General features: G+C 64.1%; 23 protein-coding genes. 14 read left to right on the top strand and 9 right to left on the bottom strand.

The window, feature by feature from the left end; all coding sequences use genetic code 11:
• Window positions 1-3: 3 nt before the first annotated feature.
• The 3 genes from Q0030_RS04645 to Q0030_RS04635 form a co-directional block, all read right to left on the bottom strand.
• Complete coding sequence (locus Q0030_RS04645; RefSeq protein ID WP_298363499.1) at window positions 4-840, bottom strand: helix-turn-helix transcriptional regulator; 837 nt, start codon at window positions 838-840, stop codon at window positions 4-6.
• 189 nt (window positions 841-1,029) lie between these two features.
• The gene (locus Q0030_RS04640; protein ID WP_298363497.1) at window positions 1,030-1,644 is read right to left on the bottom strand and encodes a TetR/AcrR family transcriptional regulator; all 615 of its coding nucleotides are present in this window, start codon (window positions 1,642-1,644) and stop codon (window positions 1,030-1,032) included.
• Window positions 1,645-1,758: 114 nt separating this feature from the next.
• The gene (locus Q0030_RS04635) at window positions 1,759-2,712 is read right to left on the bottom strand and encodes a helix-turn-helix transcriptional regulator (protein WP_298363496.1); all 954 of its coding nucleotides are present in this window, start codon (window positions 2,710-2,712) and stop codon (window positions 1,759-1,761) included.
• A 250-nt stretch (window positions 2,713-2,962) separates the two neighbouring features.
• Between Q0030_RS04635 and Q0030_RS04630 the strand changes: the two genes are divergently transcribed.
• From Q0030_RS04630 to Q0030_RS04620, 3 genes are all read left to right on the top strand, one after another.
• Window positions 2,963-4,459 carry a caspase family protein gene (locus tag Q0030_RS04630; RefSeq protein WP_298363493.1) on the top strand — a complete coding sequence of 499 codons (1,497 nt, stop codon included), beginning with the start codon at window positions 2,963-2,965 and terminating at the stop codon, window positions 4,457-4,459.
• A gap of 72 nt (window positions 4,460-4,531) precedes the next feature.
• Window positions 4,532-5,776, top strand: a complete 1,245-nt coding sequence (locus tag Q0030_RS04625; RefSeq protein WP_298363492.1) for an FAD-dependent oxidoreductase — start codon at window positions 4,532-4,534, stop codon at window positions 5,774-5,776.
• A 199-nt stretch (window positions 5,777-5,975) separates the two neighbouring features.
• Window positions 5,976-6,752 carry an outer membrane beta-barrel protein gene (locus Q0030_RS04620; protein ID WP_298363491.1) on the top strand — a complete coding sequence of 259 codons (777 nt, stop codon included), beginning with the start codon at window positions 5,976-5,978 and terminating at the stop codon, window positions 6,750-6,752.
• A gap of 73 nt (window positions 6,753-6,825) precedes the next feature.
• Here Q0030_RS04620 and Q0030_RS04615 read toward each other — a convergent pair whose 3' ends face one another.
• From Q0030_RS04615 to Q0030_RS04600, 4 genes are all read right to left on the bottom strand, one after another.
• The gene (locus Q0030_RS04615) at window positions 6,826-7,596 is read right to left on the bottom strand and encodes a glucose 1-dehydrogenase (RefSeq protein WP_298363490.1); all 771 of its coding nucleotides are present in this window, start codon (window positions 7,594-7,596) and stop codon (window positions 6,826-6,828) included.
• 210 nt (window positions 7,597-7,806) lie between these two features.
• Window positions 7,807-8,598, bottom strand: a complete 792-nt coding sequence (locus Q0030_RS04610; protein WP_298363489.1) for a porin family protein — start codon at window positions 8,596-8,598, stop codon at window positions 7,807-7,809.
• Window positions 8,599-8,824: 226 nt separating this feature from the next.
• Window positions 8,825-10,885: a DNA topoisomerase IV subunit B gene (gene parE, locus Q0030_RS04605; protein ID WP_298363488.1), complete on the bottom strand. Its 2,061-nt coding sequence runs from the start codon at window positions 10,883-10,885 to the stop codon at window positions 8,825-8,827.
• 128 nt (window positions 10,886-11,013) lie between these two features.
• Window positions 11,014-11,382: a hypothetical protein gene (locus Q0030_RS04600; protein WP_298363487.1), complete on the bottom strand. Its 369-nt coding sequence runs from the start codon at window positions 11,380-11,382 to the stop codon at window positions 11,014-11,016.
• Between the two features lie 187 nt (window positions 11,383-11,569).
• Here Q0030_RS04600 and Q0030_RS04595 point away from each other — a divergent pair, with 187 nt between their 5' ends.
• The 7 genes from Q0030_RS04595 (at window position 11,570) to Q0030_RS04565 (ending at window position 19,730) form a co-directional block, all read left to right on the top strand.
• Window positions 11,570-12,100 (top strand): DedA family protein, encoded by a 531-nt coding sequence (locus Q0030_RS04595; RefSeq protein WP_298363485.1) that lies wholly within the window; start codon window positions 11,570-11,572, stop codon window positions 12,098-12,100.
• 141 nt (window positions 12,101-12,241) lie between these two features.
• Window positions 12,242-14,896 (top strand): DUF3857 domain-containing protein, encoded by a 2,655-nt coding sequence (locus Q0030_RS04590; protein ID WP_298363484.1) that lies wholly within the window; start codon window positions 12,242-12,244, stop codon window positions 14,894-14,896.
• 195 nt (window positions 14,897-15,091) lie between these two features.
• Window positions 15,092-16,081: an MBL fold metallo-hydrolase gene (locus Q0030_RS04585; protein WP_298363483.1), complete on the top strand. Its 990-nt coding sequence runs from the start codon at window positions 15,092-15,094 to the stop codon at window positions 16,079-16,081.
• Window positions 16,082-16,303: 222 nt separating this feature from the next.
• Window positions 16,304-16,975 carry an FMN-binding negative transcriptional regulator gene (locus Q0030_RS04580; RefSeq protein WP_298363482.1) on the top strand — a complete coding sequence of 224 codons (672 nt, stop codon included), beginning with the start codon at window positions 16,304-16,306 and terminating at the stop codon, window positions 16,973-16,975.
• On the top strand, window positions 16,975-18,021 hold the full coding sequence (gene argC, locus Q0030_RS04575; protein ID WP_298363480.1) for an N-acetyl-gamma-glutamyl-phosphate reductase: 1,047 nt from the start codon (window positions 16,975-16,977) through the stop codon (window positions 18,019-18,021). The genes Q0030_RS04580 and argC (Q0030_RS04575) overlap by 1 nt, the downstream gene beginning before the upstream one ends.
• 121 nt (window positions 18,022-18,142) lie before the next feature.
• On the top strand, window positions 18,143-19,120 hold the full coding sequence (argC, locus tag Q0030_RS04570; RefSeq protein ID WP_298363479.1) for an N-acetyl-gamma-glutamyl-phosphate reductase: 978 nt from the start codon (window positions 18,143-18,145) through the stop codon (window positions 19,118-19,120).
• Between the two features lie 16 nt (window positions 19,121-19,136).
• Window positions 19,137-19,730, top strand: a complete 594-nt coding sequence (locus tag Q0030_RS04565; protein WP_298363478.1) for a class I SAM-dependent methyltransferase — start codon at window positions 19,137-19,139, stop codon at window positions 19,728-19,730.
• Window positions 19,731-19,771: 41 nt separating this feature from the next.
• Here the strand turns inward: Q0030_RS04565 and Q0030_RS04560 are convergent, their stop codons facing one another.
• Entirely contained in the window at window positions 19,772-20,170 is a 399-nt protein-coding gene (locus Q0030_RS04560) for an MAPEG family protein (RefSeq protein ID WP_298363477.1), read from the bottom strand.
• Between the two features lie 110 nt (window positions 20,171-20,280).
• Window positions 20,281-22,089, bottom strand: coding sequence for a class I poly(R)-hydroxyalkanoic acid synthase (phaC, locus tag Q0030_RS04555; RefSeq protein WP_298363476.1), 1,809 nt, complete (start codon window positions 22,087-22,089; stop codon window positions 20,281-20,283).
• A 294-nt stretch (window positions 22,090-22,383) separates the two neighbouring features.
• On the opposite strand from phaC, the gene Q0030_RS04550 reads away from it, so the two are divergent.
• From Q0030_RS04550 to glpX, 4 genes are all read left to right on the top strand, one after another.
• Window positions 22,384-22,671 carry a hypothetical protein gene (locus Q0030_RS04550; RefSeq protein ID WP_298363474.1) on the top strand — a complete coding sequence of 96 codons (288 nt, stop codon included), beginning with the start codon at window positions 22,384-22,386 and terminating at the stop codon, window positions 22,669-22,671.
• Between the two features lie 215 nt (window positions 22,672-22,886).
• On the top strand, window positions 22,887-24,107 hold the full coding sequence (locus Q0030_RS04545) for an LL-diaminopimelate aminotransferase (protein WP_298363473.1): 1,221 nt from the start codon (window positions 22,887-22,889) through the stop codon (window positions 24,105-24,107).
• A 38-nt stretch (window positions 24,108-24,145) separates the two neighbouring features.
• Window positions 24,146-25,465 carry a homoserine dehydrogenase gene (locus Q0030_RS04540; protein WP_298363472.1) on the top strand — a complete coding sequence of 440 codons (1,320 nt, stop codon included), beginning with the start codon at window positions 24,146-24,148 and terminating at the stop codon, window positions 25,463-25,465.
• 80 nt (window positions 25,466-25,545) lie between these two features.
• Window positions 25,546-26,544: a class II fructose-bisphosphatase gene (gene glpX / locus Q0030_RS04535; RefSeq protein ID WP_298363471.1), complete on the top strand. Its 999-nt coding sequence runs from the start codon at window positions 25,546-25,548 to the stop codon at window positions 26,542-26,544.
• Window positions 26,545-26,668: the final 124 nt, after the last annotated feature.

Here is a 26,668-nt window from a genome sequence, read left to right as displayed (position 1 = left end):
GTCCTAGTGCCCCGCAGCCCGGTACTCGCCCGGCGTCAGGCCCTCGGATGCGCCGAAGATCCGGTAGAACGTCGCCAGGCTGCCAAACCCGCAGGCGAGGGCGATATCGGCGATCGGCCGCGGCGGCCTTTCACAAAGCAGCCTGCGGCTCTCGCTCAGGCGCTCGGCGGTGACGGTCTGCGAAAAGCTCGCCCCCGTCGCTTCGAACAAAACGTGCAGGTAGCGGACCGAGACGCCGAGCATGTCGGCGACCATCCCCGGTGACAGCGCCGGCCTTGCGAGATGGCGCGTGATCAGGCGGCGCGCGAGGCTGAGCCGGCCGACGCGCAGCGCCTGCTGGGCGCGGCGGCTGCCTGGCCTGATCGCGCCCCGCTCGATCAACGCGAGCTCCGCCACGATCTTGACCAGCGCAGGAATGCTCGCGGTATCACCGGCCTCGGTGGCCTCCTTGAAATCGGCAAGGCAGGCTTCGAGCAACGGCGCCCAGCCGCGATTCCTTGTCGTCGGAGAGCTCCGACGGGCAAGCGCGAGGGCTGCAGTCGGATCTAAGCGCAGGTCCACGGCCTCGGGAGCAAGAGCGCGAGCCGGGCCGGTGGATGGCGTTTCCGGGCTGTGATCCTCTTGCTTGGTGCGCATCGTGCGTGACCCCTCGCTCTGCAGCAGAGCGCGCGTCGCCGGCAAGGAAATTGGCTGTGCCGAGCCCGGGCGAAGCGCCAGCGCGGTTCTGGCGAAATCGCCGGAAATTATCTTCTCAATGCGCGCAGGCTGATCACTTCGGTTCAGAGGACGCGGGATCGCGCCATGATTGGCCGGGTCGTCGGTTTGTCCCATGTCAGCCATTCGAGACGCCTCCAAAGGTCTTGCGATGCAATATCGTATATTTCACATAGTCATGTAAAATATGAAATAGCTAACAAGCGGCAAAACTTATCCACGGCCCGGCCGAATGGTCCGGCCGGTCCCTGATGGTCGATAGTCGGGAGGGTTTTGCTGATTGGCGACGGCCGCGCGCGCGGACCGTCGTGCGGATTACTTCCGCTTCGGCATCACGGCGCAGCCGTAGAGCACCATCGCGCACATCTGGCGGTAACGGGCCGAGAAGTCGTCACGGGCGATCGGCGGCAGCGCCTGGTTCACGGCGCGTGCGCCGTCCGCAAGCGCTTGCGCGATCTGCGCCGGTTTGAACGCGCCGTTCAGCTTCAGGAGCCGTGCGGCCTGCAAGTCGATCACCAGTCTTTCCAGATCGGCCTGGAATGAGATGGCGGATTTGATCATCAAATCGCGGCAGCGCTTGAAGGCCTCGGCATTCAGCTCAACGGTGTGCGGCGAATGGGTGAGGCGGCGCCGCGTCTCGCCGTAGCGGACGTCGACAATCGTCGCGAAAATATCCAGCGCGCCGCCGCCCTTCGCCCGCACGGACTGGCCGGCCTCCAGCGCGAGTGCCACATCCTCGACGTGGCGCCAAGCGATGACGGCGCGAAACGCCTCTTCCTTGTTGCTGAAGTAGTAGTACAGCGCGCGCTGCGTGAAGCCGCAGGCCTTGGCCAGCCCGACCATCGACAGCCCGCTATAGCCGTAGTCGAGAAAAGCCTGATTGACCTGCGTCAGCAGGTCAGGTCCAGGCTTGATCATCTTCTTCGACATCAGGATTCCGGGGACGACGAGGACGGCGCGTGGCGCTGGGAATCCCGATTACGGGCATCACGGCGCTTTAGCAACCCGCAAGTGCCCGGTGTCCCGCCGGTCTGGATCGAGGGTTTAGGCAACCCGTGCCCGGTAATCGCCCGGGGTCATCGATTCGGACGCATTGAAGAGGCGGTAGAACGTCGCGAGGCTCTCGAAGCCGCAGGCGAACGCGACCTCGGCGATCGTCTGCCCGGATTGCTCGCGGAGCAGGCGGCGGCTTTGCGCGAGCCGAAGTGCGGTGACCGTCTCCGAGAAGGTCTTGCCCGTTTCCTCGAACAGGATGTGCAGATGACGAACCGAGATGCCGAGCAGGCCGGCGATCAGGCTTGGCGTCAGCGCCGCATTCGCGAGATGCCGCCGGATCAGGCGGCGGGCCAGAGACAGATGCGCGCTTCGCAGGGCCTGCTGCGCGAGCCGGCTCTTCGGCCGCATGATGCCGCGCTCGATGAGCGCGATATGGGCGAGTGCCTGCACCATCGGGGCCGCATCCGCCGCGGTGGCATCATGGCCTTCGACGAGGTCGCGGAAGCAGGATTCCAACAGAGGCTGCAGCGCGGTCTCATCCTGCATGGGCCTTGGGACCAGTTCGCCGAGCTCGGCACCCGGCGGGACGATGTTCGTCACCGGGATCTTGATGATGCGCAGGTGGAAGCCGTCATCGTGCAGCGGAACGGTGCGATAGGGCAGGTCCGAATAGCTGGTCGCGAACATGCCGTCGCGCACCGCGAATTCATCGAGCCGCGCGCCGCCGAACCAGCCGCCACCGCCGAGTTGCTGGTAGACGCACAGGCTGTCGCTGCGCGCATCCGCGATGTCGCCGGTGCGCCGCTCGACGCGGTAGGGCGAGGCACGCAACTCGACCAGCCCGGCATCGCCGAGCTGACGCAGCGAAAACTCGCCGAAGAAGTCGCGGCGCCGCTCGGGTTCGAGTTCCGCGGTGACGCCGAACAACCCCTTGGCGCGCACCTCGCGCCAATAGTCGAAGCGATCCCGGGGATCGACCTGCTCAGTGGACCATATGTACACGGAAAAGCCCCTGGAATGCCCTTGGGACGTGCGGAGAGCTCGCGCCGGATGGAAGCAGGAATCTATCACGCGGGCCGTAAAAAGAAACTTGACCTGGGACGGACGGGACGCCTCATGGGAGCTGAGAGGGGCGCCAAGGCGGCGGTCACTGCGGCGATCCGGCGTCGGCCTTGAACCGGCCAAACGGCTGATCCGACTATTAGGCGGCGGTCGCGCGAGCGGCGCACTTGTCGTGCAGGCGGGAATTGGGATGAAGAGCTGGCTTTCGAGACTATCAGCGGCCCTGTTGGCGGTCGCCTTTGTCGCATCGGCGGCGCCCGCCCAGGCTGAAAAGCGCGTCGCGCTGGTGATCGGCAACAATGATTACAGGAACGTGCCCAAGCTGCAGAAGGCGGTCAACGACGCCCGCACCATGGGCGACACGCTGAAGCAGCTCGGTTTCAACGTCATGGTGGCCGAGAATTTGAACCGGCAGGCGTTCTCCGAGACGCTGCTCGCCTTCGACCGTGCGGTGGAACCCGGCGACACCGCGTTCTTCTTCTATGCCGGCCACGGCTTCGAGATCGCGGGCCAGAATTTCCTGCTGCCGACCGACGTGCCGGCCGCCACCGAAGGGCAGGAGGAGCTGGTGCGCGACGCCTCGGTTCTCGCCGACCGCATCATCGAGCGGTTGCAGAACAAGAAGGCGCGCACCTCGATCCTGGTGTTCGACGCCTGCCGCAACAATCCATTCGAGCGCGCCGGCACGCGCGCGGTTGCCGGCGGCGGTGGCCTCGCACCGATGACGCAGCTGCCCGAAGGCGTGTTCTCGGTGTTTTCGGCGGGGCCGCGCCAGACCGCGCTCGACCGGCTGTCGAACGATGACGCCAATCCCAATTCGGTGTTCACGCGAACGTTTGCCAGGGAGTTGCTGCAGCCTGGTGAAAATCTGGTGCAGGTTGCCCAGCGCACGCGGCGGCTGGTCAGCGAGATGGCCGAGACCGTGAAGCACAAGCAGATACCGGTTTATTTCGACCAGATGGTCGACGACGTCTTCCTGAACGGGATCGCCAAGGGGCAGACGGAGGCGGCCAAGCCGTCCGCTCCGCCGCAGCAGGTGGCCGCGCTGCCGCCGGTCTCGGTGCCGAAGCTGCCGAAGGAGGACTCCATCAACGCGCCGATCGCGAGCTTCTCGCGGCACAATGGCGGCTGGACCGTCGTGTTCTCGATCGCCGATCCGACGCTCGGCATCTCCTGGCGGATCGGCGATAGCGGCGACTTCCGCGAAACCGGCTTCATGGACACGCTCGATCCGCGCACGCGCAAGCGGATGCCCAATCCATCGATCGAGCTGCCGGCCGATGCGCCGGCGGCGACGATCGAGCTGCGCTATGTCGATACGCAGGGCGAGATGCAGGGGCCGTTCCCGATCAAGTTCGACCCCGACGCCGCGCTGATCCGCGACCAGCGCAAGATCCTCGATATGACCGCGACGAGCTGGCTGTCGTTCCGCGAGTTCAACGGGCTGCTGGTCTACTACACCCACCTGATGTCGTATCGCTGTGCGATCCGCGAGGTGCGGATCGGCATCGACACCGCGGTGCCGGACAAGGTGTTGAAGATGCCAGCCTGCAATTCGCGCGATCCGAGCGCAATCCCGTCCGATGCGCAGCCCTATCTGAAGCTCGCGCCGCAGACCAAATCGGTTTCGGTGGAGCTGACCTATCGCGACGGCAGCGTGTCGGAAATCAAGATGTTCAGGCGATAGCCTTGCATCCTTGCCGTCCGGTCCGCGTTACAATCGAGACCTGAGGGTCGAAGCAGCGATAAGGACGGCATCATGGATGCAGGCAAGCCGGCGGCGCCGAAGACGCGTCGGATGAAGGTGCGCTGCTGCGTGGTCGGCGGCGGGCCGGCCGGCATGATGCTCGGCTATCTGCTCGGACGCGCCGGGGTCGATGTCGTGGTGCTGGAGAAGCACTCCGATTTCTTCCGCGACTTCCGCGGCGACACCGTGCATCCGTCGACCCTGCAGGTGATGGACGAGCTCGGTCTGATCGACGGCTTCCTGAAGCTGCCGCACCAGAACATCCAGAAGCTCGACGGCATGTTCGGCGGCACCTCGGTGCGGATCGCCGACCTCAGCCGCCTCAGCGTCAAATATCCGTTCATCGCGATGATGCCGCAGTGGGACTTCCTCAATTTCCTGCGCGAGAGCGGCAAGCGTTTCCCTTCGCTCAAGGTGTTGATGAGCGCCGAGGCGACCGACCTGATCCGGCGCGGCAATGCTGTCGCCGGCGTCCACGTCAACACGCCTGATGGCCCCATCGAGATCGAGGCGGATCTCACCATCGGCTGCGACGGCCGCCATTCGATCGTGCGCGAGCGTGCCGGCCTCGTCGTCGAGGAGATCGGCGCGCCGATGGACGTGCTGTGGTTTCGCGTCGGGCGGCGTCGGGACGAGACCGAGAATCTGTTCGCCCGCATCGACCACGGCAAGATGATGGTGACGTTCGATCGCGGCGACTATTGGCAGTGCGCCTATGTGATCGCCAAGGGACAATACGAGGCCGTGAAGGCGAGGGGATTGCCGGCGCTGCTCGACGACGTGCTGCGGCTCGCGCCGATTCTCAAGGCCGGCATTGCAGACGTGAAGAGTTTTGACGACGTCAAGCTGCTCACGGTCGCGATCAATCGCCTGACGCGCTGGAGCCGTGCCGGCCTGCTCTGTATCGGCGACGCCGCGCACGCGATGTCGCCGATCGGCGGCGTCGGCGTCAACCTCGCGGTGCAGGACGCGGTCGCGACCGCCAACATCCTGGCGGCCAAGCTCGCACAGGGCTGTCCGACGGAGGACGAGCTCGATGCCGTGCGGCGTCGCCGCGAATTCCCGGTGCGGGTAACCCAGCGCATGCAGGTGATCGCGCAGAACAATATCATCAGCGCCGCGCTGAAGGGCGGCGATCAACCGGTGCCGTTGGCGTTGCGGTTGATTACCGCGATGCCCTGGCTGCAAGGGCTGACGGCGCGTCTTGTTGCGGTCGGGGTGCGGCCGGAGCACGTGCATTCGCCGGCGGCGAGCTGACAGGCATCGCGCGCGGCGAAGGAATTTATCAAGGATAACAGCTCCTTAAGGGAGCCGTTAGAAGTTGCGTGATTGCAACAGGCAGACATGATTCGAAACCGACGCATGTGGATTCTGCGCGACCGGTTCCCGCGGTTTGCTTTTGGTAAGGGTCTCTCTGGGAAAGCTCATCCCCATCAGACAATCTGGGGATGCCACCATGTCTCATGCCAAATTCATTGCTGCGCTCACCGTGACCACGGCGCTCGGCGTCGGTGCTGCATCGGCCGCCGACCTTGCCGCCCGTCCATACACCAAGGCGCCGGCCTATGTGGAAACGGTCTACAACTGGTCCGGCTTCTACATTGGCGGCCATCTCGGCGGCGCCTGGACCAATGAGCAGTGGGTCAACAGCGCGAACACGACGGCGTTCGGCGATCTCGCACCCGGCCAGGGCTTTCGGCAACGCGGCTCGGGCTTCATGGGTGGCGGTCAGATCGGCTACAATTGGCAGGCCAACAACTTCGTGTTCGGCGTCGAGGGCACGATCTCCGGGCTCGACAATTCCGGCCGCGTCACCAACACGGTATTCGGCGTCGCCCGCGACGATCAATTCAGCTGGCGCTCGAACGTCATGGCGACGATCGTCGGCCGTGCCGGCTACGCGATCCAGAACAATCTGCTCTATTTCAAGGGCGGCTATGCCGGCGTGAACAACCGCCTGTCCGTCGTCGACAACGTTCCGCCGGCAACCGGCTCCGGCAGCCAGACCCACTGGGCCAGCGGCTGGACGGTCGGCGCCGGCTGGGAATACGGCATCACCCGCAACTGGACCATCGGCGTCGAATACAACTACGCAGCCTTCGAGCGTCAGACCTATCAGCTCGCCGGGACCGCTGCGGGCACCTACACGTTCGACGCCAAGCCGCGCGACATCCAATGGGCGGTGGTGCGTATGAACTACAAGTTCGACGCGCCGGTGATCGCGCGCTACTGAACTCTACTGAGGCGAACAGGATGCAGGAGCCCCGGCCAGCGCCGGGGCTCTTGTGTTTCATGGATCCTGTGTTTCAGGCCATCACCGAATAGCCGCCGTCGACGGGGATCGCGGTGCCGGTGACGAAGTCCGACGCCGGCGAGGCGAGGAACACGGCGATCCCTGAGAAGTCGTCGATGGCTCCCCAGCGGGCCGCCGGCGTGCGTGCGAGCACGCGCTCGTGCAGCCCGGCGACCTGCTGGCGCGCGCCCTTCGTCAGATCGGTGTCGATCCAGCCGGGAAGGATGGCGTTGACCTGGATGTTGTCGGGGGCCCAGGCGTTGGCGCAGGCGCGGGTGTACTGCACGATGCCGCCCTTGCTGGCGGCATAGGCCGCAGCGAAGCTCGCGCCGAAGATCGACATCATCGAGCCGATATTGATGATCTTGCCGTGGCCCGAGGCCTTGAGCGCCGGATAGGCCGCCTTCGAGCACAGGAAGGCGCTGGTGAGGTTGGTGTCGATCACGCGGCTCCACTCGTCGAGCTCAAGCTCGTGCGGCGGCTTGCGGATGCTCATGCCGGCGTTGTTGACGAGGATGTCGATCCGGCCGAGCTCGCCGATGACCTGCTCGACCATCGCCGCGACGGCGGCCTTGTCGGTCACGTCGGTTGCCACCGCGATCGCCTTGACGCCGCGCTTGCCCAGATCCTCGACGGCGGCCTTCGATTTCGCCTCGTTGCGGCCGACCACGGCAACCGCCGCGCCGGCATCCGCCAGGCCGCGCGCCATGCCAAGCCCGATGCCGCCATTGCCGCCGGTGACGATCGCGACCCGGCCCGAGAGATCAAACTGTCCGTTTCTCATTGTTGTTGTCCGCGTTGTTGTCCGCTGTGGTTTGAACCTGGGGCGAGAGTGCCCGATCGTCAGAGCGCTGACCAGATCGGGCGCGGCCGGTCGGCCCTGCACCGGGAGGCGTGCGCGCGAGATTATTCTCGAAGCCGTTCGGGCAACAAAAAAGCCCCGGACAATGCCGGGGCTTTTCATCTGCTTTGTCAGCAGGGATCAGTACTCAGCTCAGTACTTGGCAACAACCGGACCGGTCCAGTTGAAGCGGTAGACCAGCGAGGTGCTGATGGTCTGGACAAGCGGCTTGAAGGTGATGTCGCGGCCGTTCGAGATGTTGGTGCCGTCGGCGAGTTCCGAGATGTTCTTGTTGTCGTAGTAAGCGGCGCGGTACTCGGTCTTCATGAACCAGCCCGGCGCGGTGATGCCGAAGATGTTCAGGTTGTTCTCGACGCCGCCGCCGACGAACCAGCCGCTGCGATCGAAGCCGTTGGTGTGTCCACCGACCGGAAGAGCGGTTGCGGTGTTGAACAGGGTGGTGCCCTTCCAGTGCGAGCTGGAGTAACCGGCGTTGACGTAGGACAGAACGTTCGGAGCGACCAGATAACCGAGGCGCGCACCGGCGGCCCAGCTGTAGTCGTTCTTGATGTTGCCGGCGATTCCGAGGCCCTGATCCTGGATCGTGCCCTTCAGGCTGCCGAACTGACCGTCGGCGAACACGCCGAGGACCCAGCTGTTGGCGGTCTGCCAGTCGTAGCCGGCACCGACGGTGCCATACCAGCCATCGCCGCCCTGGCGCTGGTTGAAGCCGAGGATCGGCGCGCCCGTGACGGTCGACTGGACGCCGGTGTCAGCGTCCCAGACGCCGCCGCCGCCACCGCCGAAGATGTAGAAGCCGGTCCAGCTCGGCGCCACTGCGATCGGGGCCGGGGCCTTGGTGTAGGGGCGGGCGGCCAGATCGGCAGCCGACGCGGAACCCGTCATCGCAGCAACCGCGGTCAGAGCGAGCAAAATCTTCTTCATATCCAAATCCTCGACTAGCGTTCGATCGGGTCGCTGACGGGGGCGCGATGGCACCGATTCCCGAAACTCATGTCCGGACTATACGTGGTTCCGCCGGAAATGCTGTTGCGGGTGAGACACAACGGCCCGAAAACGAAACCGCAGGCACTCTCCGAAAGGGCGAATGAAAACGGCCGCCCCGATCTGGGGCGGCCGGAAAAATCATTTCAAATCAGTTGGTTGGGCCTCAGACGTCGAGCAGATCGTCGCTCGCGAATTCGGCCTTGTCGGAGATGAAGGCAAAGCGGGCTTCCGCCTTGGTGCCCATCAGCCGTTCGACCGAGTCGGCGGTGCCTTCACGATCGTCGGCAAGCAGCACCACGCGCAGCAGCGTGCGCTTGGCCGGATCCATCGTGGTCTCCTTCAGCTGCGCCGGCATCATCTCGCCGAGGCCTTTGAAGCGATTCACCTCGACCTTGGCGTTGGCGTTGAATTCGCTCTTGAGCAGCTCTTCCTTGTGCGCGTCGTCGCGCGCGTAGACCGACTTGGTGCCGTGCTTCAATTTGTAGAGCGGCGGCACCGCCAGATAGAGATGTCCCTCGTCGATCAGCCGCGGCATCTGCCGGTAGAAGAAGGTGATCAGGAGCGATGCGATGTGTGCGCCGTCGACGTCGGCGTCGGTCATGATGATGATGCGCTGATAGCGCAGATCCTCTTCGCGGTAGTGCGCGAGCGTGCCGCTGCCGATCGCCTGCACGAGATCGGAGAGCTGCGCGTTGGCGGTCAGCTTGTCCTTGCCGGCGGAGGCGACGTTGAGGATCTTGCCGCGCAGCGGCAGCACGGCCTGTGTCTTGCGATCGCGCGCCTGCTTGGCGCTGCCGCCGGCCGAGTCACCTTCGACGATGAAGAGTTCGGAGCCTTCGGTGCCGGCATCGGAGCAATCCGCGAGCTTGCCGGGAAGACGCAGCTTCTTGCCGGCGGTCTTGCGCGCGGTTTCCTTCTCCTGGCGGCGGCGCAGCCGTTCCTCGGCGCGATCAATCACGAAGTCGAGCAGCCGGTTGGCCTGGTTCGGATTGCCTGACAGCCAGTGGTCGAACGGATCCTTCATCGCCTGTTCGACGATGCGCTGCGCTTCGGCGGTGGCGAGGCGGTCTTTGGTTTGGCCCTGGAATTCAGGCTCGCGCACGAACACCGAGAGCATCACCGCCGCGCCCACCATCACGTCTTCCGACGTGATGGAGGCCGCGCGCTTACCCTGGCCGGCGCGCTCGGCGTGATCCTTCAAGCCGCGCAGCAGTGCGCTGCGCAGACCCGATTCATGCGTGCCGCCATCGGGTGTCGGCACCGTGTTGGTGTAGGACGACAGGAAGCCGTCGGCATCGGCAGTCCAGGCCACCGCCCATTCGCACGCGCCATGCGCGCCGCTGCGGCCGGATTTGCCGGAGAAGATATCCTGATGCACCAGCGTGTCGGCGTGGATCGCCGCGGCGAGATAGTCCTTCAGGCCGCCGGGAAAGTGAAACTTGGCTTCCGCGGGGACGTCTTCGACGCCCTTCAGCAGCTCCTGGTCGCAGCGCCAGCGAATCTCGACGCCGCCGAACAGATACGCTTTCGAGCGCGTCATCTTGAACAGACGCTGCGGCTTGAAGGCCGCCTTGGCGCCGAAAATGTCCGTGTCCGGCTTGAAGCGGATACGCGTGCCGCGGCGGTTGTTGATCTTGCCGAGGTCTTCGAGCTTGCCCTTGGGATGGCCGCGCTCGAAGGTCATGCGGTGCAACTGCCCGCTGCGCGCGACCTCGACCTCGAGGCGCGAGGAGAGGGCGTTGACCACGGAGACGCCGACGCCGTGCAGACCGCCCGAGGTCTCGTAGACCTTGGAGTCGAACTTGCCGCCCGAATGCAGCGTGCACATGATGACTTCGAGCGCCGACTTCTTCGGGAATTTCGGATGCGGATCGACCGGAATGCCGCGGCCATTGTCGGTCACGGTCAGGAAGCCGTCGGTGGTCAGCTCCACGTCGATGAAGGTGGCGTGGCCGGCGAGCGCCTCGTCCATGCAGTTGTCGATCACCTCGGCGAACAGGTGGTGCAGCGCCTTCTCGTCGGTACCGCCGATATACATGCCGGGCCGCCGGCGGACCGGTTCCAGCCCTTCCAGCACCTCGATATCAGCCGCCGTATAGCCGGCTTCGGCGCCTCCCGTGGGTCGGGAAGCAGCCTTCGCCGGGGCGCGTCCCTTCCGCTCCGGGGCTCCGAACAGATCTTCGTCAGATTTGTTTTTTGCGTTCGATTTCAATGTCTTGGACATGGTTCTTCAAGTGGCGCGCCGGACTGGGCGCAGCGAATCGGTTGCTCTGACTATGCCACGGATGGGCTGCCAAATGGGGGCGGCCGCGCCGTGAGGGCCCAGCCGCCTGTGTAGATAGGAGCCTGCGATTACGCCCGCGAGGTGCGGAATACAACGATCGTGAACAGGGCCATTGCGGCGACCACCATCAAGGATCCCACGATCGGTGCCGCCTCGAACGAGGGACCCTTCAGCAACACGGCGGCAACGCCAGCCGGAAACAGGATGCCGCCGACGATATGCAGCCAGCCCTGGATCTTGGCGAGCAACATGGTTCCTGCCGCCGGCACCAGCCGGTAGTACAGGCCGAACAGGAACAGCAGCACGCCGCCGACGAGATTGAGATGCGCATGTGCCGGCCCCAACGTGAAGTCGTGCTGGATACCCATGGCGATGCCCGCGAGCATTCCGAACAACAAGACGAGAACGCCGACGCACATCATCAGTGACCCGATCATCAAGTGATTCCTTTTCTTATGAGGGATATGCCAGCCAGCCTGGAGCGCAGGGGCCTTGCGGGAAATCACGTTTGATCCCCGCCTTTGTGACTTGATGTCACGCAATGGGCTGGCTTACCTGTTCTTAGGCTGCGAGCTGCTAGAAAGGTTCATTCGAGGTTCAACGGAGCGGAAGGCACTCGACGAGATGGAAGACTTTACGCGGGCCCTGGCCGAATTCGTCCGCCACCACCAGGCCTGGGCCGCTCCGATCGTCATGCTGCTGGCGTTCGCTGAATCACTCGCCTTCATCTCGTTGCTGGTGCCCGCCTGGGGCGCGCTGGTTGCGATCGGCGCCCTGATCGGCGTCAGCGGAATCAGCTTCTGGCCGATCTGGATCGCGGGCGGCATCGGGGCTGCACTCGGCGACTGGGTCTCCTACTGGTTCGGCTATCGCTACAAGGAGCAGGTCGCGCAGATGTGGCCGCTGTCGCGCTACCCCGAGATCCTGCCGCGCGGCGAGGCGTTCGTGAAGACCTGGGGCGTGCCCAGCATCTTCATCGGCCGCTTCTTCGGCCCGCTGCGTGCCTCGGTGCCGCTTGCGGCCGGCATTTTCGAGATGTCGTACTGGCAATTCCAGATCGCCAATTTCGTCTCCGCCTTGGTCTGGTCGGCGGCGCTGCTGCTGTTCGGCGACGTCATCGGCCAGGTCGCCGAGTGGATGTGGCGGGTGGTGTAGGGCGGTCGGTCCGCGACATCAGGCGGGTGCCCACACGCGAAAAGGGAAACCTAAAAGTCTTTCTATCCAGGCGAGGCGACAGTAATTTCCCGGTGCTAGCTCAACAGCCGACGTTTTGGTCGTCGCCGGGCTTGCATCACCATGATCGCGCGCATCTGTCTCCTTTCCGCTTTGCTGCTGCTGACACCGTCGGGCTTTGCCGCAGCCGACTCAACGGCATCAACGACTGCGGAACAGCACCGGGTCTGGATCGATCCAGGCTGGCGGCGGACGGTCAGCCGTTATGAGATTACTGTCGACGAGCAGGGTCTGAGCACGACCATATTCGATTTCGAAGCCCAGGCGCTCAATGAGAAGGGGGCCGAGGTACTCGCTCAACGAACCTTCCGCTACAACAGCTACTTTAGTGAGCTGTCATCCAGCGAGCTTGCTACGTTGAAGGCCGATGGCCGGGTCATTGCGGTCGACGAACGAGCAGTCCGCGACCAGCCTGCCTCGACGGACGCCTCCTCTCCCTATTTTGACGAGCAGCGGCAGCGCTTGGTTGCCTATCCGGACGTCGCTCCCGGCGACAGGGTCAAGGGGCGGTTGATCTACAAGGCGAAGAGAGCCGTGTTTCCCGGCGAATTTGCGGGCTACTGGAGCCAAATGGCGGATCAACCTCGCGAGGTGATGGAGCTCACGCTCGATGTGCCTGCGTCGAAGCCGTTGCATGTCGCGTTGCGCAATGTCGAACATGAAGAGGAGAGGCGGGGCGACCGGATCGTCCATCATGTTTTGTTCAGGCAAGAAACGCCGACGTCGCGTGAGCTCGATGCGGGGGCATTCGACGATGCGCGGCGGTTCGAGGTCAGTACCTTCGCGGACTATGCGACTTTTGCCGCGATGTTGAATGCCCGCAACGCGCCGATGGCGCGGCCTGACGAGAGTTTGAAAAAGCTCTCTGCCGAGATTGTCGGCGACGCCTCGGACGCCCGAAGCAAAGTTGAACGAATTCACAACTGGGTCGCGCGGAATATCCGGTACGTTGGGATCGGGCTCGATGATGGTGGTTTGACGTCGCAACCCGCATCCGCGGTCCTCGCGGCGCGCTACGGCGACTGCAAGGCGCATGCGACGATCCTCAAGGCGTTGCTCGCAGTTCAGGGGATCGAAGCCAATCTTGCCGTGGTGAATGCCGGCCCGCAGTACACGCTGACTGAGGTCGCGACGCAGAATTTCGACCATGCGATCGTCTATGTTCCGGCAATTGACCGTTATCTCGACCCGACCTCGTCGCTGGTGGCGTTCGATTCCTTGCCGCCGAATCTCGGCGGCAAACCCGCGCTCAATATCGACAAGGGGACGATGGCCCGTATCCCGATGTCGGCACCGCAGCGCTTCGTGCTGGCAGCGGATACCGAATACACGCTGCATAGCGACGGCACACGTGAGGCTCGTTCGGTCTTGTCCGGCAATGGACTGGGAGCAGCCATTGGACGATCCGTTGCACTGGGCCTTGACGCGGTGGACCGGCAGAAGGGCGCCAGGAAGTTGATCGAGCAGGCGGGGCTGAGCGGTACCGGCGACTACAGCTTCCCGAACCCGCGCGACCTGTCCGACAGCTACGCGATCACCGCAACCTTCCAGATCAGCAAGCCCGTCGGCCTCAATCATCCCGAGCGGATCAGGATGCTGCCCCTGACCGACCCGCGCCCCTCGCTGCTGCTGCTAGCCACCAGCGGGCCAACAACCGACCGGGCGTTTCCGTGCCGCTCGCTTGAATATCGAGAGACCAGTTCGCTGACCGTGCCTGAGGGAACGAACTTCTACGAAAAGCCAGCGCCGGTCACCTATAGCAAGAGTTTCAGCGGCAACACGGCATACGGCGTCGCGACGGGGCGTATCGATGTCAACGCGACCGCGACGCTGGATGGCCACACGATCCGCTCCAGCGCCTTGGTGCGGTTCAGCGTTGACGCCGCTGTCTGTCCGGCGGAATTTGCCGCGGCGATCAAGGCTGGCTTGGACAAGTTCACGGAGTTCAAATACGGGCCGATCGGATTGACGCCGAGGCCGGTGCCGCTCGTCACTGAAATCAGCGCCGACTTTACCGATGGTGTGAACGCGTATCAGGCGCAAAATTACGTGCGCGCGATGGCTCTGCTCCGACCTTATGCCGAGCGTGGCAACGCCCGGGCTCAATCCTATGTGGGCTACATGTACGAAAGCGGCTACAGCGTCGAGCGCAACTACGCCGAGGCGAACCGCTGGTTTCTGATGGCTGCCGAGCAGGGCGATTCCTACAGCCAGGGGAAGCTGGGCTATGCATATGAGTACGGGCTTGGTACGGCGCGCGATGAGAAGATCGCAGCGCAATGGTACACCAAGGCCGCTGAAATGGGCGACGTGTTCGGTCAGTCCCACTTGGCGCGGCTGTATCGGGACGGTGCCGGATTGGCCCAAGACTATCAGCAGGCGGCCAACTGGTTTTCGAAGGCCGCCGATCAGGGCTCGGCCTGGGCACAGGGAAACCTCGCGCTGCTCTACATCAAGGGCCGTGGATTGCCGCTGGACCTGTCGCGGGGCATTGCGTTGCTCCGGATTGCAGCCGATCAGAACGACAGTGAGGCCCAATACAATCTGGGGTACGCCTATGAAAGCGGCACGGGCGTTCCGCAGGACACCAAGGAGGCCATTAAATGGTACAGCAGGGCGTCCGACCGCGGTAATGCGCTCGCCCGCACGCGCCTCCAGGGATTGCTGGGCGGCGGCGGCTTTTTAGGGCTCCTGCGCAACGTCTTCGGTGGCCTGTGAACTTCCAATCTGCCCGCAACTCGAACCGTGGCGGGAGCCGTTTGCCGGCGGCCCTCCTCGGAATAAGGCCACGGCGCAGGGGTTAGCCCGAACGATGGCGGGCTCGCGCAACCGTCATCGCACGACGATTGTATCGCTGGTAAAACCTCGCCCAACAAGCATGATCGCCGTCACCGTTTCGCTGGAGGACAACACATGGATTTGACACGACGTCACGCTCTCGCAGGCGCTGCCGGCATCGCCGCCGCACCGTTGCTGCCTGTCGTTCCTTCGGTAGCCGCCGCGCCCGTCGCCGACAAGCAGGCGCCGAGCTTCTATCGCTACAAGGTCGGCGACATCCTCGTCACCGCGGTGTCGGACGGCAAGAATGTCTTCAAGCTGGAAGATTCCTTCATCCCGAATGCGAAGCGGGACGATATCAACGCGGCGCTGGAGAAGGCCTTCATGCCGCGCGACATGGTGTCGATCTGGTACGCGCCGCTCGTGCTCAACACCGGCGGCAAGCTGGTTGTGATCGACACCGGCAATGGCGCGCTGGCGAAAGCCAGCACAAAGGGCGCCAGTGGCCAGTTCCTCGACAATTTCGCCGCGGCCGGCTTCGATCCCAAGAATGTCGACATGGTCGTGATCTCGCACTTCCATACCGACCACGTGAACGGCCTGTTGACGGCCGAGGGCACGCCGGCGTTCCCGAATGCCGAAGTGCTGGTGCCGGCGACCGAATGGAAGTTCTGGATGGACGACGGCGAGATGAGCCGGGCGCCCGCCGGCCGCATGCAGGGCCTGTTCAAGAACAACCGCAATATCTTCGAGGCCGGCCTGAAGAAGAAGGTCACGCCCTACGAGTGGGGCAAGGAGATCGCGCCAGGCCTGACCTCGGTCGAGACCGTCGGTCACACGCCGGGCCACACCTCCTACGTGCTGGCTTCGGGGGCGGACAAGGTCTTCATCCAGTCCGACGTTACCAACAATCCGAACCTGTTCGCGGCCAATCCCGGCTGGCATGCGTTCTTTGACCAGGACGGCGACGTCGCGGAGAAGACCCGTCGCCGGATCTACGACATGGTGGTCGCGGAGCGGCTCCAGGTGCAGGGCTATCACTATCCGTTCCCGGGCCTCGGCAATGTCGTCAAGGACGGCAACGGCTACCGCGTCGTGCCGGCGCCGTGGAATCCGGCGATCTGAACGGTTCTCCTTGACGCAAAACGGGCGCGGCCTTATAGCCGCGCCCATGATCAACGCCGCGACCATCATCATCGCTCGCCGCCGCCGCATTCTCGCGGTATGGGCGGTCGCTCGCGTTTAAGACCATCGCCTCTGCCGCCGGATCTCCTCCCGCGGCGCTCTCCTGAAAAAAGACACGCGGTTTGATCTGGCGGCTCCTTCGTCACGCAGGAGCTCAAGACCATGTATACGCCACCGCCTTTCAAGCCTGACCGCGCCGCGAGCCTTGCGTTCGCGGAAGCGCGCGGTTTCGGCATCGCCTGCGCGTGGGACGGCGGCAAGCCGATCGCCTCGGCGCTGCCGTTCTATTTGACCTATGCCGCTGACGGTACGCCGCAGGCGCTGTTTCATGTTGCCCGTCACAATCCGCTGGTAAAGCTGGCGCACGGTGGCCCTTGGCTGCTGGCCGTCACCGGCGCGGATGCCTATGTGTCGCCGGACTGGTATGTGTCGCCCGATCAAGTGCCGACCTGGCTTTATCAGGCCGTGCATCTGACCGGGCCGGTGCGGACCCTGTCGGACGAGGAACTTGCCGTTCAGATCGACGTGCTGAGCGCCAAGTTCGAGGACCGGCTGCTGCCGAAAAAGCCGTGGGTGTCGGGCAAGATGACCGCCGCGCGGCTGGAAGCCATGAAGAAGGCTATCGTGGGCCTCGAGATGATGGTGGAAGAGGTGGAGGGCAGTTTCAAGCTGAACCAGCACAAGTCTGAAACCGATTTCGCGGCGGTCGGCAACACGCTCGCATTGCAGGCCGAAGCCGGTGCCCGGGACATCGCGGCTTTGATGCGCGATGTGCGCCCGCAGGCTTTCGCGATGGTACAGGCCGAGATGACTACGCTTCCGAGGAGCGCGTAATGACGAAGAAGAAAATCGGAATTTTGGGCGCGTCCGGCTACACCGGCGCCGACGCCGTGCGCCTGTTGGCGCGGCACCCGAATGCCGAAATCACCGCGCTTACCGCCAACACCCATGCCGGCAAGGCGATGAGCGAGGTGTTTCCTCACTTCTTCATGCTCGACCTGCCAAAACTCGTGGAATGGGAAAAAGTCGACTGGACGCGGCTCGATGCCGCGTTCTGCGGACTGCCACATGGGACGACGCAAGAGATCATCGCCGCGGTGCTGAAAGCCAATCCCAGAATCAAGATCCTCGATATGTCCGCGGATTTCCGGCTACGCAACAAAGACAGCTACGCGCAATGGTACGGCCATGAGCACCGGGCGCTCGAATTGCAGGACGAGGCCGTCTATGGGCTGACCGAACTCTACCGGGAGAAGGTCACGGCCGCGCGGCTGGTGGCTTGTCCCGGCTGCTATCCGACGGCGGTGCTGCTGGCGCTTGTTCCGCTGGCGAAGGCAAAGCTGATTGACGTCGACGAGATCATCATCGATGCAAAGTCGGGCGTCACCGGTGCCGGACGCGGACTGAAGCAGAACACGCTGTTCAGCGAGGCCGGCGAAGGGTTGTCGCCCTATTCGATCGGAAGCCATCGACACTCGGCGGAGATCGAGCAGGAGATCGGCGCAGCCGCTGGCTCGGCTGTGACAGTGAACTTCACCCCGCATCTCATTCCGATGGCGCGGGGTGAGTTCTGCACATCCTATGTCAAGCTCAACGGGGCTACGCCGGACGATGTGCGCGCCGAGCTGGAAAAGGCCTACGCCAACGAGCCGTTCGTATATGTGACGAAGAAGGGCGTGCTGCCACAGACGCAGAACGTGCGCGGTTCGAATTACGTTCAGATCGGCGTCGTCGCCGACCGGATCAAGAACCGCGCCATCGTGCTCTCGACGCTTGATAATCTTGTGAAGGGTTCGGCCGGACAGGCGATCCAGAATATGAACCTGATGTTCGGCTTGCCCGAAACCACCGGGCTGGAGCAGATTGCGCTGTTTCCGTGAGCAGGGGTTCTTGTCGTGGACGAGGATGCGCTCAATCTCGGGATAACAGCCCCGGATTGGCGGCGCAGGTGCGGCCAGATGTGTTAGCAAACGAAACGAATGAGCTCGAAAGGAACGTGCCATGACCCTCACCGATACCAATCCAAAGACCAAGAGCGGTGCGACCAAGGCAACCGTGTTCGTCGATGGCGGCTCGGGCACCACCGGCCTCGGCATCCAGGAGCGGCTGCATTCCATCGGCGACGTCGCGGTGAAGCACATCGCCGAGGACAAGCGGAAGGATGTGGGCGCCAAGCGTGCGCTGATGGAGGAGGTGGATCTCGTGATCCTCTGCCTGCCGGACGATGCCGCCAAGGAGACGGTCGCGCTGATTGACACGATGGGCAATTCGGCGCCGAAGGTGCTCGATGCGTCGACCGCCTATCGCGTCGCGCCCGACTGGGCCTACGGCTTCGCCGAGCTCGCGCCCGGCCAGGCCGACAAGATCCGTACCGCTCGGAAGGTCTCCAATCCGGGCTGCTATCCGACCGGTGCGATCGCGTTGCTGCGGCCGATCGTCGACGCCGGCCTGCTGCCTGCGGATTATCCCGTCACCATCAATGCGGTGAGCGGCTATTCGGGCGGCGGCAAGTCGATGATCGCGAGCTTCGAGGATGGTTCGGCACCGGCCTTCCACCTTTACGGTCTCGGCTTCGAACACAAGCACGTGCCGGAGATGCAGCTCTATTCGCATCTGACGCGGCGCCCGCTCTTCGTCCCGTCGGTCGGCAACTACCGGCAAGGCATGCTGGTCTCGGTGCCGCTACAGCTCGACGCGTTGCCGGGCAAGCCGACGGGCGCCGACCTGCAAGCCGTTCTGGCGAAGTGGTACGCCGGCAGCAAATACGTCTCGGCGATGCCGCTGCAGAATGAGGCCAGCAAGGACGGGCGGATCGAGCCGGAAGCGCTCAACGAGACCAACCAGCTCGAGCTTTACGTGTTCGCCAACGACAAGCACCGCCAGGCCGTGCTGGTTGCCCGGCTCGACAATCTGGGCAAGGGCGCCTCGGGCGCCGCGGTCCAGAACATGCGGCTGATGCTCGGGCTGGCCGACAGCTGACGGCGAGGGGCGCATCTTGGACGACGCCACGCTGCAATTCTACCGGCGCAATGCCGAGGCCTATGCCGGGTGGGCGAAAGCGCCGTCCGCCCGGCTGATAGCTTTTCTCAAGCTGCTGCCGCCGGGCGGCGCGATCCTCGAACTCGGCTGCGGTGCCGGCAATCATGCTGCTGTCATGCTTGCCGAAGGCTTCGTGCTGCGTGCGACCGACGGATCGCCCGAGATGGCTGAGGTTGCGGCGCGACGCATCAACCATCCCGTCGAGGCGATGCTGTTCGATCAGCTCGAGGATCGCGAGGCCTATGACGGCGTCTGGGCCAGCGCCTGCCTGCTGCATGTGCCGCGCGACGAATTGGCCGGCATCCTCGGCCGCGTCCATCGGGCGCTGAAACCCGGCGGCATCTTCTACGCGAGCTACAAGATCGGCCATGGCGATGGCCGCGACAGCATCGGCCGCTACTACAATTATCCCGCCGCCGACTGGCTGGCGGCGACCTACGCGGCGTCAGGGGCGTGGACGCAAGTCTCGTCCGACACCAGCGAGATCAAGAGTTTCGACGAGGTGCCCGCGACGATGCTGCACATCGTGGTGCGCAAGGGCGAGGAGTAGCGCCGGCGCGGTCGTCGCCGCCGCCGGCGCGAATGTGTTGCTCAGACGATCTTGAAGATCGCGATCGCCAGCACCGCCTGGGCGATGAAACCGACCGTGAAGGCCAGTGTGCGGAACACCGGTAGCCCAAGCGTGTAGACGATCAGATGCGCGACGCGGGCCCAGAAATAGACGGCGCAGGCCAGCACGGTCCATTTGGTGGAATAGTCGGCCGCGTTGAGGATCAAGACCAGCGGCGCGAAGATCACGAGGTTCTCGACCGCGTTGTCATGGGCGAACATCAGCCGGTTGGCCCATTCCGCGTGCGGCTTGTCGGTGCGCGAGGGATTGCCCATGGCGCCGGACAGGCCGCGCACTTGGCAGCGGTTGATGATGTAGGGAATCCACAGCAGCCCGGTCAGGATCACCGTCAGCGACAGCCAGAACAGTTCGCGCGTCATCGTCTCCCCCTCACGTGAATTCGATTCCCGACCGTCGGGACCACCTGTTTATAGCTGAGCGGAAGACTTGGCGCTACGCGAAGACTTTGCGCTTACGCGAAGACTCGGCGCTACGCGCGGACGCGGACATAGCTGCCCGGAGCGTCCTCGAGCGCTGACACCCCGTTCGAGCCCACGATGCGCGCCGGCACCGTCTCCGGATCATGGCTTTCCAGCCAGCCGCGCCAGTCGGGCCACCATGAACCCTTGTGCTCCTCGGCGCCCTTCAGCCAGTCGGCGAGCTTGATGTCCCTGATATTGTCGTTGGTCCAGTACTGGTACTTCTTCGAGGCGGGCGGATTGACCACGCCGGCGATATGGCCGGAGCCGGACAGCACATACCTCACCGGGCCGCCGAAGAACTGCGAACCGTAGAGCACCGATTCCGCCGGCGCGATGTGATCCTCGCGTGCCGCGAGGTTGTAGACCGGCACCTTCACCTTCGACAGATCGAGCAGCGTGTTGTCGAGCACCATGGTGCCGGTCGACAGCCGGTTCTCCAGGTAGCAGTTGCGCAGATAGTAGGAGTGGTTCGACGACGGCATCCGCGTCGCGTCCGAATTCCAGTGCAGCAGGTCGAACGAGGAGGGCGACTGGCCCTTCAGATAATTGTTCACGACATACGACCAGATCAGGTCGTTCGAGCGCAGCATGTTGAAGGCCATCGCCATCTTGCTGCCTTCGAGCACGCCGGATTCCTGCATGTCGCGTTCCAGCGCCGAGATCTGGTCCTCGTCGACGAACACCAGGAGGTCGCCGGCGTGGGTGAAGTCGACCTGCGCGGCAAAGAACGTCGCCGACGTCACGCGCTGGCGGCGTTTCTCGGCGAGATAGGCGAGCGTCGAGGCAAGCAGGGTGCCGCCGACGCAATAGCCCGCGGTGTGCACCTTCAACTCGCCGGTGACCTTCTCGATCACGTCCATCGCCGTGAGCGGGCCCTCGGCCATGTAGTCGGCCCAGGTCTTCTTGCCGAGCTCCTTGTCCGGATTGACCCAGGAGATCACGAACACCGTAATGCCCTGGTCGACGCACCATTTGACGTAGGATTTCTCAGGGCGCAGATCGAGGATGTAGAACTTGTTGATCCATGGCGGCACGATCAGGAGCGGCGTGCGCAGCACGTTCTCCGTCGCCGGCGAATACTGGATCAGCTGCATCAGCTCGTTCTGGTAGATCACCTTGCCCGGCGTCGTCGCCATGTTGACGCCAACCTCGAGGTTGCTCGAATCGGACTGGCGAATCCGCAGCGTGCCGTGGCCGGCCTCGATATCCTCGGCCAGCATCTTCATGCCGCGCACCAGATTGTCGCCATTGGTCTCGACCGTGGCGCGCAGCACTTCCGGATTGGTGAGCACGAAATTCGACGGCGCCAGCGCGTTGGTGATCTGCTGGACGTAGAATTCGGCCTTCTTGCGGGTGTGCGGATCGATTCCGTCGGCGTCGTGGACCAGCTGCTGCGCCCATTTCGCGGTCAACAAATAGAGCTGGAGGATGAAGTCGAAGAACTGATTCGACTTCCACTCCGGATCCTGGAAGCGCTTGTCGCGCGGGGCCGGCGCGATCGCGGGCTTGGCATCGGCTTCGCCGGCCATGCGGCGCACGGCGGATCCCCAGAGATCGAGGTAATCCTTGCCGAGCTGCATCTGCAGCGAGGAGGCGCGCTCCTTGTCGGCCAGCCAGTATTCGGCGATCACGCTGAAGGTCTTGATGACCTCACCGAGCTCGTTCGGCGGCTTGTCGCGGACTTCCCCGGTCTGGCGCGGCTTGAGATAGGCTGCCAGCGCCTGACCGCTGCTCTCCATCGCCCGCGCGATGTTCATGGCGAAGGCTTCGGCGTTGAATTTCGGGGTGGCTTGGGTGTCGGTACTGACGTTGCTCATCTGAGGGACAATATCGCGTCGTTTGGAGGGCGTCATCGCGCGGTGCGGTAGCGAGAATCGGTCAAAAGCCGATGTTTCGCTCTGTTGCGGTGCGATAAAAAAATCTTTGTTCCGTCATATTGAAGCCTCAGGGGTCGCTTTTGGTGTTCCCGGTTTAGGCGTTTCGGGCGACAATGGTTTGAAACGTCTAAAGCCAGGATTAGATGCAGCGGGGACGCTGCAAGGCTCGTACCAGTGCGACCCGTGTCGGCAACGTGCGACGTGCGCGCTAGCTTGTTGGGGACAATTCGGCGCATGCCGATCGATCGAATGAACAGGGGGCTCGCGGCCGCAGCGCTGCTCGCGTCGATGGTGGCGCTGAGCGGGTGCTCGAGCACGATCGCCGATATGGCCATGCCGGCCGATGCGCGAGCGCGGCAAAAGGATGCCAACGGCTACCTCCCGGTGCACGATATTCCGCCCGACCGCGCCGATCCGACGATCAAGCCGGCGGATCAGGCCAAGATCGAGCAGGAGCTGATCGCCGCACGTGAGCGCCAGGCCCAGGCTCAGGCCTCGACGGCCGCCCAAAGCGGGAAGTGAGCGCGCAAGATCGGCCGATCAGCGCTGGCGCCGCCCGGCGTCCGTGCTAAAAGAAACTCAATTCAACCGCAGATCCGGCCGCAGCCCCCAGATCGTGCGCCTGAATTCGCTCTAAGTCATTGATTCAGTGCGATTTCTGTAAGAGGCCGAGCCGGCTTCCGCAAGCAGACCAAGGGGGACGATTCTGGCATCGCGGTTGTCGGAGCAAGGGTCCCATGGAAGATTTCTACCGCATTCGCCGTCTGCCGCCTTACGTCTTTGAAAAGGTCAACCAGGCCAAGGCGGCCGCGCGCAATGCCGGGGCCGACATCATCGACATGGGCATGGGGAACCCGGACCTGCCGACCCCCTCCCACGTCATCGAGAAGCTCAAGGAGACGCTGGGCAAGCCGCGGACCGACCGCTACTCGGCCTCCCGTGGCATCAACGGCCTGCGCAAGGCCCAAGCCGCCTATTATGGGCGCCGCTTCGGCGTCAAGCTGAACCCCGATACCCAGGTGGTTGCGACGCTCGGCTCGAAGGAAGGATTCGCCAACGTGGCGCAGGCGATCACCGCGCCCGGCGACGTCGTGCTGTGCCCGAATCCGAGCTACCCGATCCATGCGTTCGGCTTCCTGATGGCGGGCGGCGTGATCCGCTCGGTGCCGTCGGAGCCGACGCCGCAGTTCTTCGAGGCGGTCGAGCGGGCGATCCAGCATTCGATTCCGAAGCCGATCGCGCTGATCGTCTGCTATCCGTCGAACCCGACCGCCTATGTGGCGGACCTCGACTTCTACAAGGATCTGGTCGCGTTCGCGAAGAAGCACGACATCTTCATCCTGTCGGATCTGGCCTACGCGGAGGTCTATTTCGACGAGAACAATCCGCCGCCGTCGGTGCTGCAGGTGCCCGGTGCGCTCGACGTCACCGTCGAATTCACCTCGATGTCGAAGACGTTCTCGATGGCGGGCTGGCGCATGGGCTTTGCGGTCGGCAATGAGCGCATCATCGCCGCACTGGCGCGGGTCAAATCCTATCTCGACTACGGCGCCTTCACGCCGGTCCAGGTGGCGGCGACCGCCGCGCTGAACGGTCCCGACGATTGCATCCGCGAGATGCGCGACACCTATCGCAAGCGCCGCGACGCGCTGGTTGAGTCATTTGGCCGCGCCGGCTGGGACATTCCGCCGCCGCAGGCCTCGATGTTCGCCTGGGCGCCGCTGCCCAAGGCGTTCGAGGCGGTCGGCAGCATGCAGTTCGCGACCCTGATGGTGGAGAAATCCGGCGTCGTGGTGTCGCCCGGCGTTGCGTTCGGCGAGCATGGCGAAGGCTATGTCCGCATCGCGATGGTGGAGAACGAGCAGCGCATCCGGCAGGCCGCGCGCGGCGTGCGCCGCTTCCTTGAAAGCGGCATCGAAACGTTGCACAACGTCGTTCCTCTCGCCAATCGACGCTAATCCTTCCAGGTTGCTTAATCTCCAGGTCCCTTAAATCCATGGTCGCACCCCTGAACGTGGGCATAGCGGGGCTCGGCACCGTCGGTGCCGATGTCGTCCGCCTCATCGAAACGCAAGGACGGGCGCTGGCCGAGCGCAGCGGCCGCGGTATCCGCGTCGTCGCCGTCACCGCGCGCTCGAAAGCCAAGAAGCGGGGCCTCGACCTGCGCGGCGTCGCATGGGCCAAGACCCCGCAGGAGCTGGCCGAAGATCCCAATATCGACTGTTTCGTCGAGTTGATGGGCGGCGCCGGCGATCCAGCGCTGTCCGCGATCGAGACCGCGCTGAAGGCCGGCAAGTCGGTCGTGACAGCCAACAAGGCGCTGATCGCCAAGCACGGGCTGCGGCTTGCCGCCGCGGCCGAGAAGCACGGCGGCGCGCTGAATTTCGAGGCGGCGGTCGGTGCGGCGATCCCGGTCATCAAGACGCTGCGCGAGGGTCTCGCCGGCACCAGCGTCAACCGCGTCTACGGCATCCTCAACGGCACCTGCAATTACATCCTGACCCGGATGGAGCAGGAGGGTTTGTCGTTCGAGGAATGCCTGAAGGACGCCCAGCGTCTCGGCTATGCGGAAGCCAACCCGTCATTCGACGTCGACGGTCACGACACCGCGCAGAAGCTTGCGATCCTGGCGAGCCTCGCCTTCGGAACCAAGGTCGCGGAAAGCGCGGTCTATGTCGAAGGCATCTCCTCGATCACGCCGGAAGACCTCAAGGCTGCATCGGAACTCGGCTACCGCGTAAAACTGCTCGGCGTTGCCGTGCGCACGGCAAAGGGCATTGAGCAGCGCGTGCACCCGACTATGGTGCCGAAATCATCCTCGATCGCGCAGGTGATGGGCGTCACCAATGCTGTCGCAATCGACGGCGAGGGGATTCCGCCGATCACGCTGGTCGGCCCCGGCGCCGGCGGCGGTGCGACGGCCTCTGCCGTGGTCGCCGACATCGCCGATGTCGCCCGCGGCATCCGTGCCAAGCCGTTCGGACGTCCGGTGGAGCGGTTGCGCGACACCACCAAGGCGCCGATGGAACGCCACGAGGGTGGCTACTATATCCGCCTGATGGCGCGCGATCTTGCAGGCACTGCCGCAACAATCGCCACCCGGCTCGCGGAACAGAAGATATCTCTGGAGTCCATCGTGCAACGGCATCCGGATGGCGTCGATGTGAACGGTGCGGCCAAAAAACCTTCACCGGTCCCGGTCATTCTGATTACCTATGCGACCAGTGAGGATGCGGTGCATCGTGCGCTGGCCGCAGTGCAGCGCGACAAGGTCATCAGCGGCCGGCCGCAGGTGATCCGGATCGAGAAAAACTAGCGCATGGCCTGAACGGGTCGGGCGTGAGACGATTGATGCGGGCAGGCTGGCCTGTCCCCGAGGCTTTAAGGAGTACGCCGATGTCGACCCATATTTCCGTTCCGCCGCAGATGCTGCTCGAGCGCATCCTGACGCTCGAAATCGTGCGCGTGACGGAGCGCGCGGCGGTGTCGGCCGCGCGGCTGCGCGGCCACGGCCAGGAGAAGGCCGCCGACAAGGCCGCGGTCGACGCGATGCGGCGCGAGCTCAACAAGCTGCCGATCGAGGGCACGGTCGTGATCGGTGAGGGCGAGCGCGACGAAGCGCCGATGCTGTTCATCGGCGAGAAGGTCGGCCTCAACGCCGGCCCGAAGGTCGATATCGCCGTCGACCCGCTCGAAGGCACCACGCTGTGCGCCAAGAACATGCCGGGCTCGATCGCAACCATGGCGATGGCCGATGGCGGCACGCTGCTGCACGCGCCTGATGTCTACATGCAGAAGATCGCGATCGGTCCGGGCTATGCCAAGAACGTGATCGAGCTCGACGCGCCGCCGGCCGACAACGTCCGCCGGCTCGCCAAGGCGAAGGGTGTCGATCCCTCCGCCATCAATGTGCTGGTGCTCGACCGTCCGCGCCATGCCGACATCATCAACAGCGTGCGCTCGACCGGCGCTGCCGTGCAGCTGATCACCGACGGCGACGTCGCCGGCGTCATTCACTGTGCCAAGCCCGATGAGACCGGCGTCGACATGTATATCGGCACCGGCGGTGCGCCCGAGGGCGTGCTGGCAGCGGTCGCGCTGCGCTGCATCGGCGGCCAGATGCAGTGCCGCCTGATCCTCGACACCGAGGAGAAGCGCGAGCGCGCGCACAAGATGGGTGTCATCGATCCGAAGATGATCTACGGCATCGAGGACATGGCCAAGGGCGACTGCCTGTTCGCCGCCACCGGCGTCACCACCGGCTCGCTGCTTTCAGGCGTGAAGTTCAAGAAGGACGTGATCGAGACCGAGACGGTCGTGATGCGCTCGGTCACCGGCACCGTGCGCTACATCAAGGCCGAGCACCGCCAGCTGGAGAAATTCCACCTGGATTAAGCTGACACTGTCATTCCGGGGCGTCCGAAGGACGAGCCCCAATGCGCAATTGCGCATTGTGGAATCTCGAGGTTCCGGGTTCGATGCTCCGCATCGCCCCGGAACGACGGGATAAAATAACAAC

The sequence above is a fragment of the uncultured Bradyrhizobium sp. genome, assembly GCF_947648125.1.
GTDB lineage: Bacteria > Pseudomonadota > Alphaproteobacteria > Rhizobiales > Xanthobacteraceae > Bradyrhizobium.
Note: the sequence above shows the minus strand (reverse complement) of the source record. Positions and strands in the feature narration are given on the sequence as shown.

Excerpts from the sequence above, each read along its gene's own strand:
- Q0030_RS04645 (WP_298363499.1), bottom strand. The coding sequence starts at position 840 with ATGGCTGACATGGGACAAACCGACGACCCGGCCAATCATGGCGCGATC.
- Q0030_RS04640 (WP_298363497.1), bottom strand. The coding sequence starts at position 1,644 with ATGTCGAAGAAGATGATCAAGCCTGGACCTGACCTGCTGACGCAGGTC.
- Q0030_RS04630 (WP_298363493.1), top strand. The coding sequence starts at position 2,963 with ATGAAGAGCTGGCTTTCGAGACTATCAGCGGCCCTGTTGGCGGTCGCC.
- Q0030_RS04625 (WP_298363492.1), top strand. The coding sequence starts at position 4,532 with ATGGATGCAGGCAAGCCGGCGGCGCCGAAGACGCGTCGGATGAAGGTG.
- Q0030_RS04620 (WP_298363491.1), top strand. The coding sequence starts at position 5,976 with ATGTCTCATGCCAAATTCATTGCTGCGCTCACCGTGACCACGGCGCTC.
- Q0030_RS04615 (WP_298363490.1), bottom strand. The coding sequence starts at position 7,596 with ATGAGAAACGGACAGTTTGATCTCTCGGGCCGGGTCGCGATCGTCACC.
- Q0030_RS04610 (WP_298363489.1), bottom strand. The coding sequence starts at position 8,598 with ATGAAGAAGATTTTGCTCGCTCTGACCGCGGTTGCTGCGATGACGGGT.
- parE (WP_298363488.1), bottom strand. The coding sequence starts at position 10,885 with ATGTCCAAGACATTGAAATCGAACGCAAAAAACAAATCTGACGAAGAT.
- Q0030_RS04600 (WP_298363487.1), bottom strand. The coding sequence starts at position 11,382 with ATGATCGGGTCACTGATGATGTGCGTCGGCGTTCTCGTCTTGTTGTTC.
- Q0030_RS04595 (WP_298363485.1), top strand. The coding sequence starts at position 11,570 with ATGGAAGACTTTACGCGGGCCCTGGCCGAATTCGTCCGCCACCACCAG.
- Q0030_RS04590 (WP_298363484.1), top strand. The coding sequence starts at position 12,242 with ATGATCGCGCGCATCTGTCTCCTTTCCGCTTTGCTGCTGCTGACACCG.
- Q0030_RS04585 (WP_298363483.1), top strand. The coding sequence starts at position 15,092 with ATGGATTTGACACGACGTCACGCTCTCGCAGGCGCTGCCGGCATCGCC.
- Q0030_RS04580 (WP_298363482.1), top strand. The coding sequence starts at position 16,304 with ATGTATACGCCACCGCCTTTCAAGCCTGACCGCGCCGCGAGCCTTGCG.
- argC (WP_298363480.1), top strand. The coding sequence starts at position 16,975 with ATGACGAAGAAGAAAATCGGAATTTTGGGCGCGTCCGGCTACACCGGC.
- argC (WP_298363479.1), top strand. The coding sequence starts at position 18,143 with ATGACCCTCACCGATACCAATCCAAAGACCAAGAGCGGTGCGACCAAG.
- Q0030_RS04560 (WP_298363477.1), bottom strand. The coding sequence starts at position 20,170 with ATGACGCGCGAACTGTTCTGGCTGTCGCTGACGGTGATCCTGACCGGG.
- phaC (WP_298363476.1), bottom strand. The coding sequence starts at position 22,089 with ATGAGCAACGTCAGTACCGACACCCAAGCCACCCCGAAATTCAACGCC.
- Q0030_RS04550 (WP_298363474.1), top strand. The coding sequence starts at position 22,384 with ATGCCGATCGATCGAATGAACAGGGGGCTCGCGGCCGCAGCGCTGCTC.
- Q0030_RS04545 (WP_298363473.1), top strand. The coding sequence starts at position 22,887 with ATGGAAGATTTCTACCGCATTCGCCGTCTGCCGCCTTACGTCTTTGAA.
- Q0030_RS04540 (WP_298363472.1), top strand. The coding sequence starts at position 24,146 with ATGGTCGCACCCCTGAACGTGGGCATAGCGGGGCTCGGCACCGTCGGT.
- glpX (WP_298363471.1), top strand. The coding sequence starts at position 25,546 with ATGTCGACCCATATTTCCGTTCCGCCGCAGATGCTGCTCGAGCGCATC.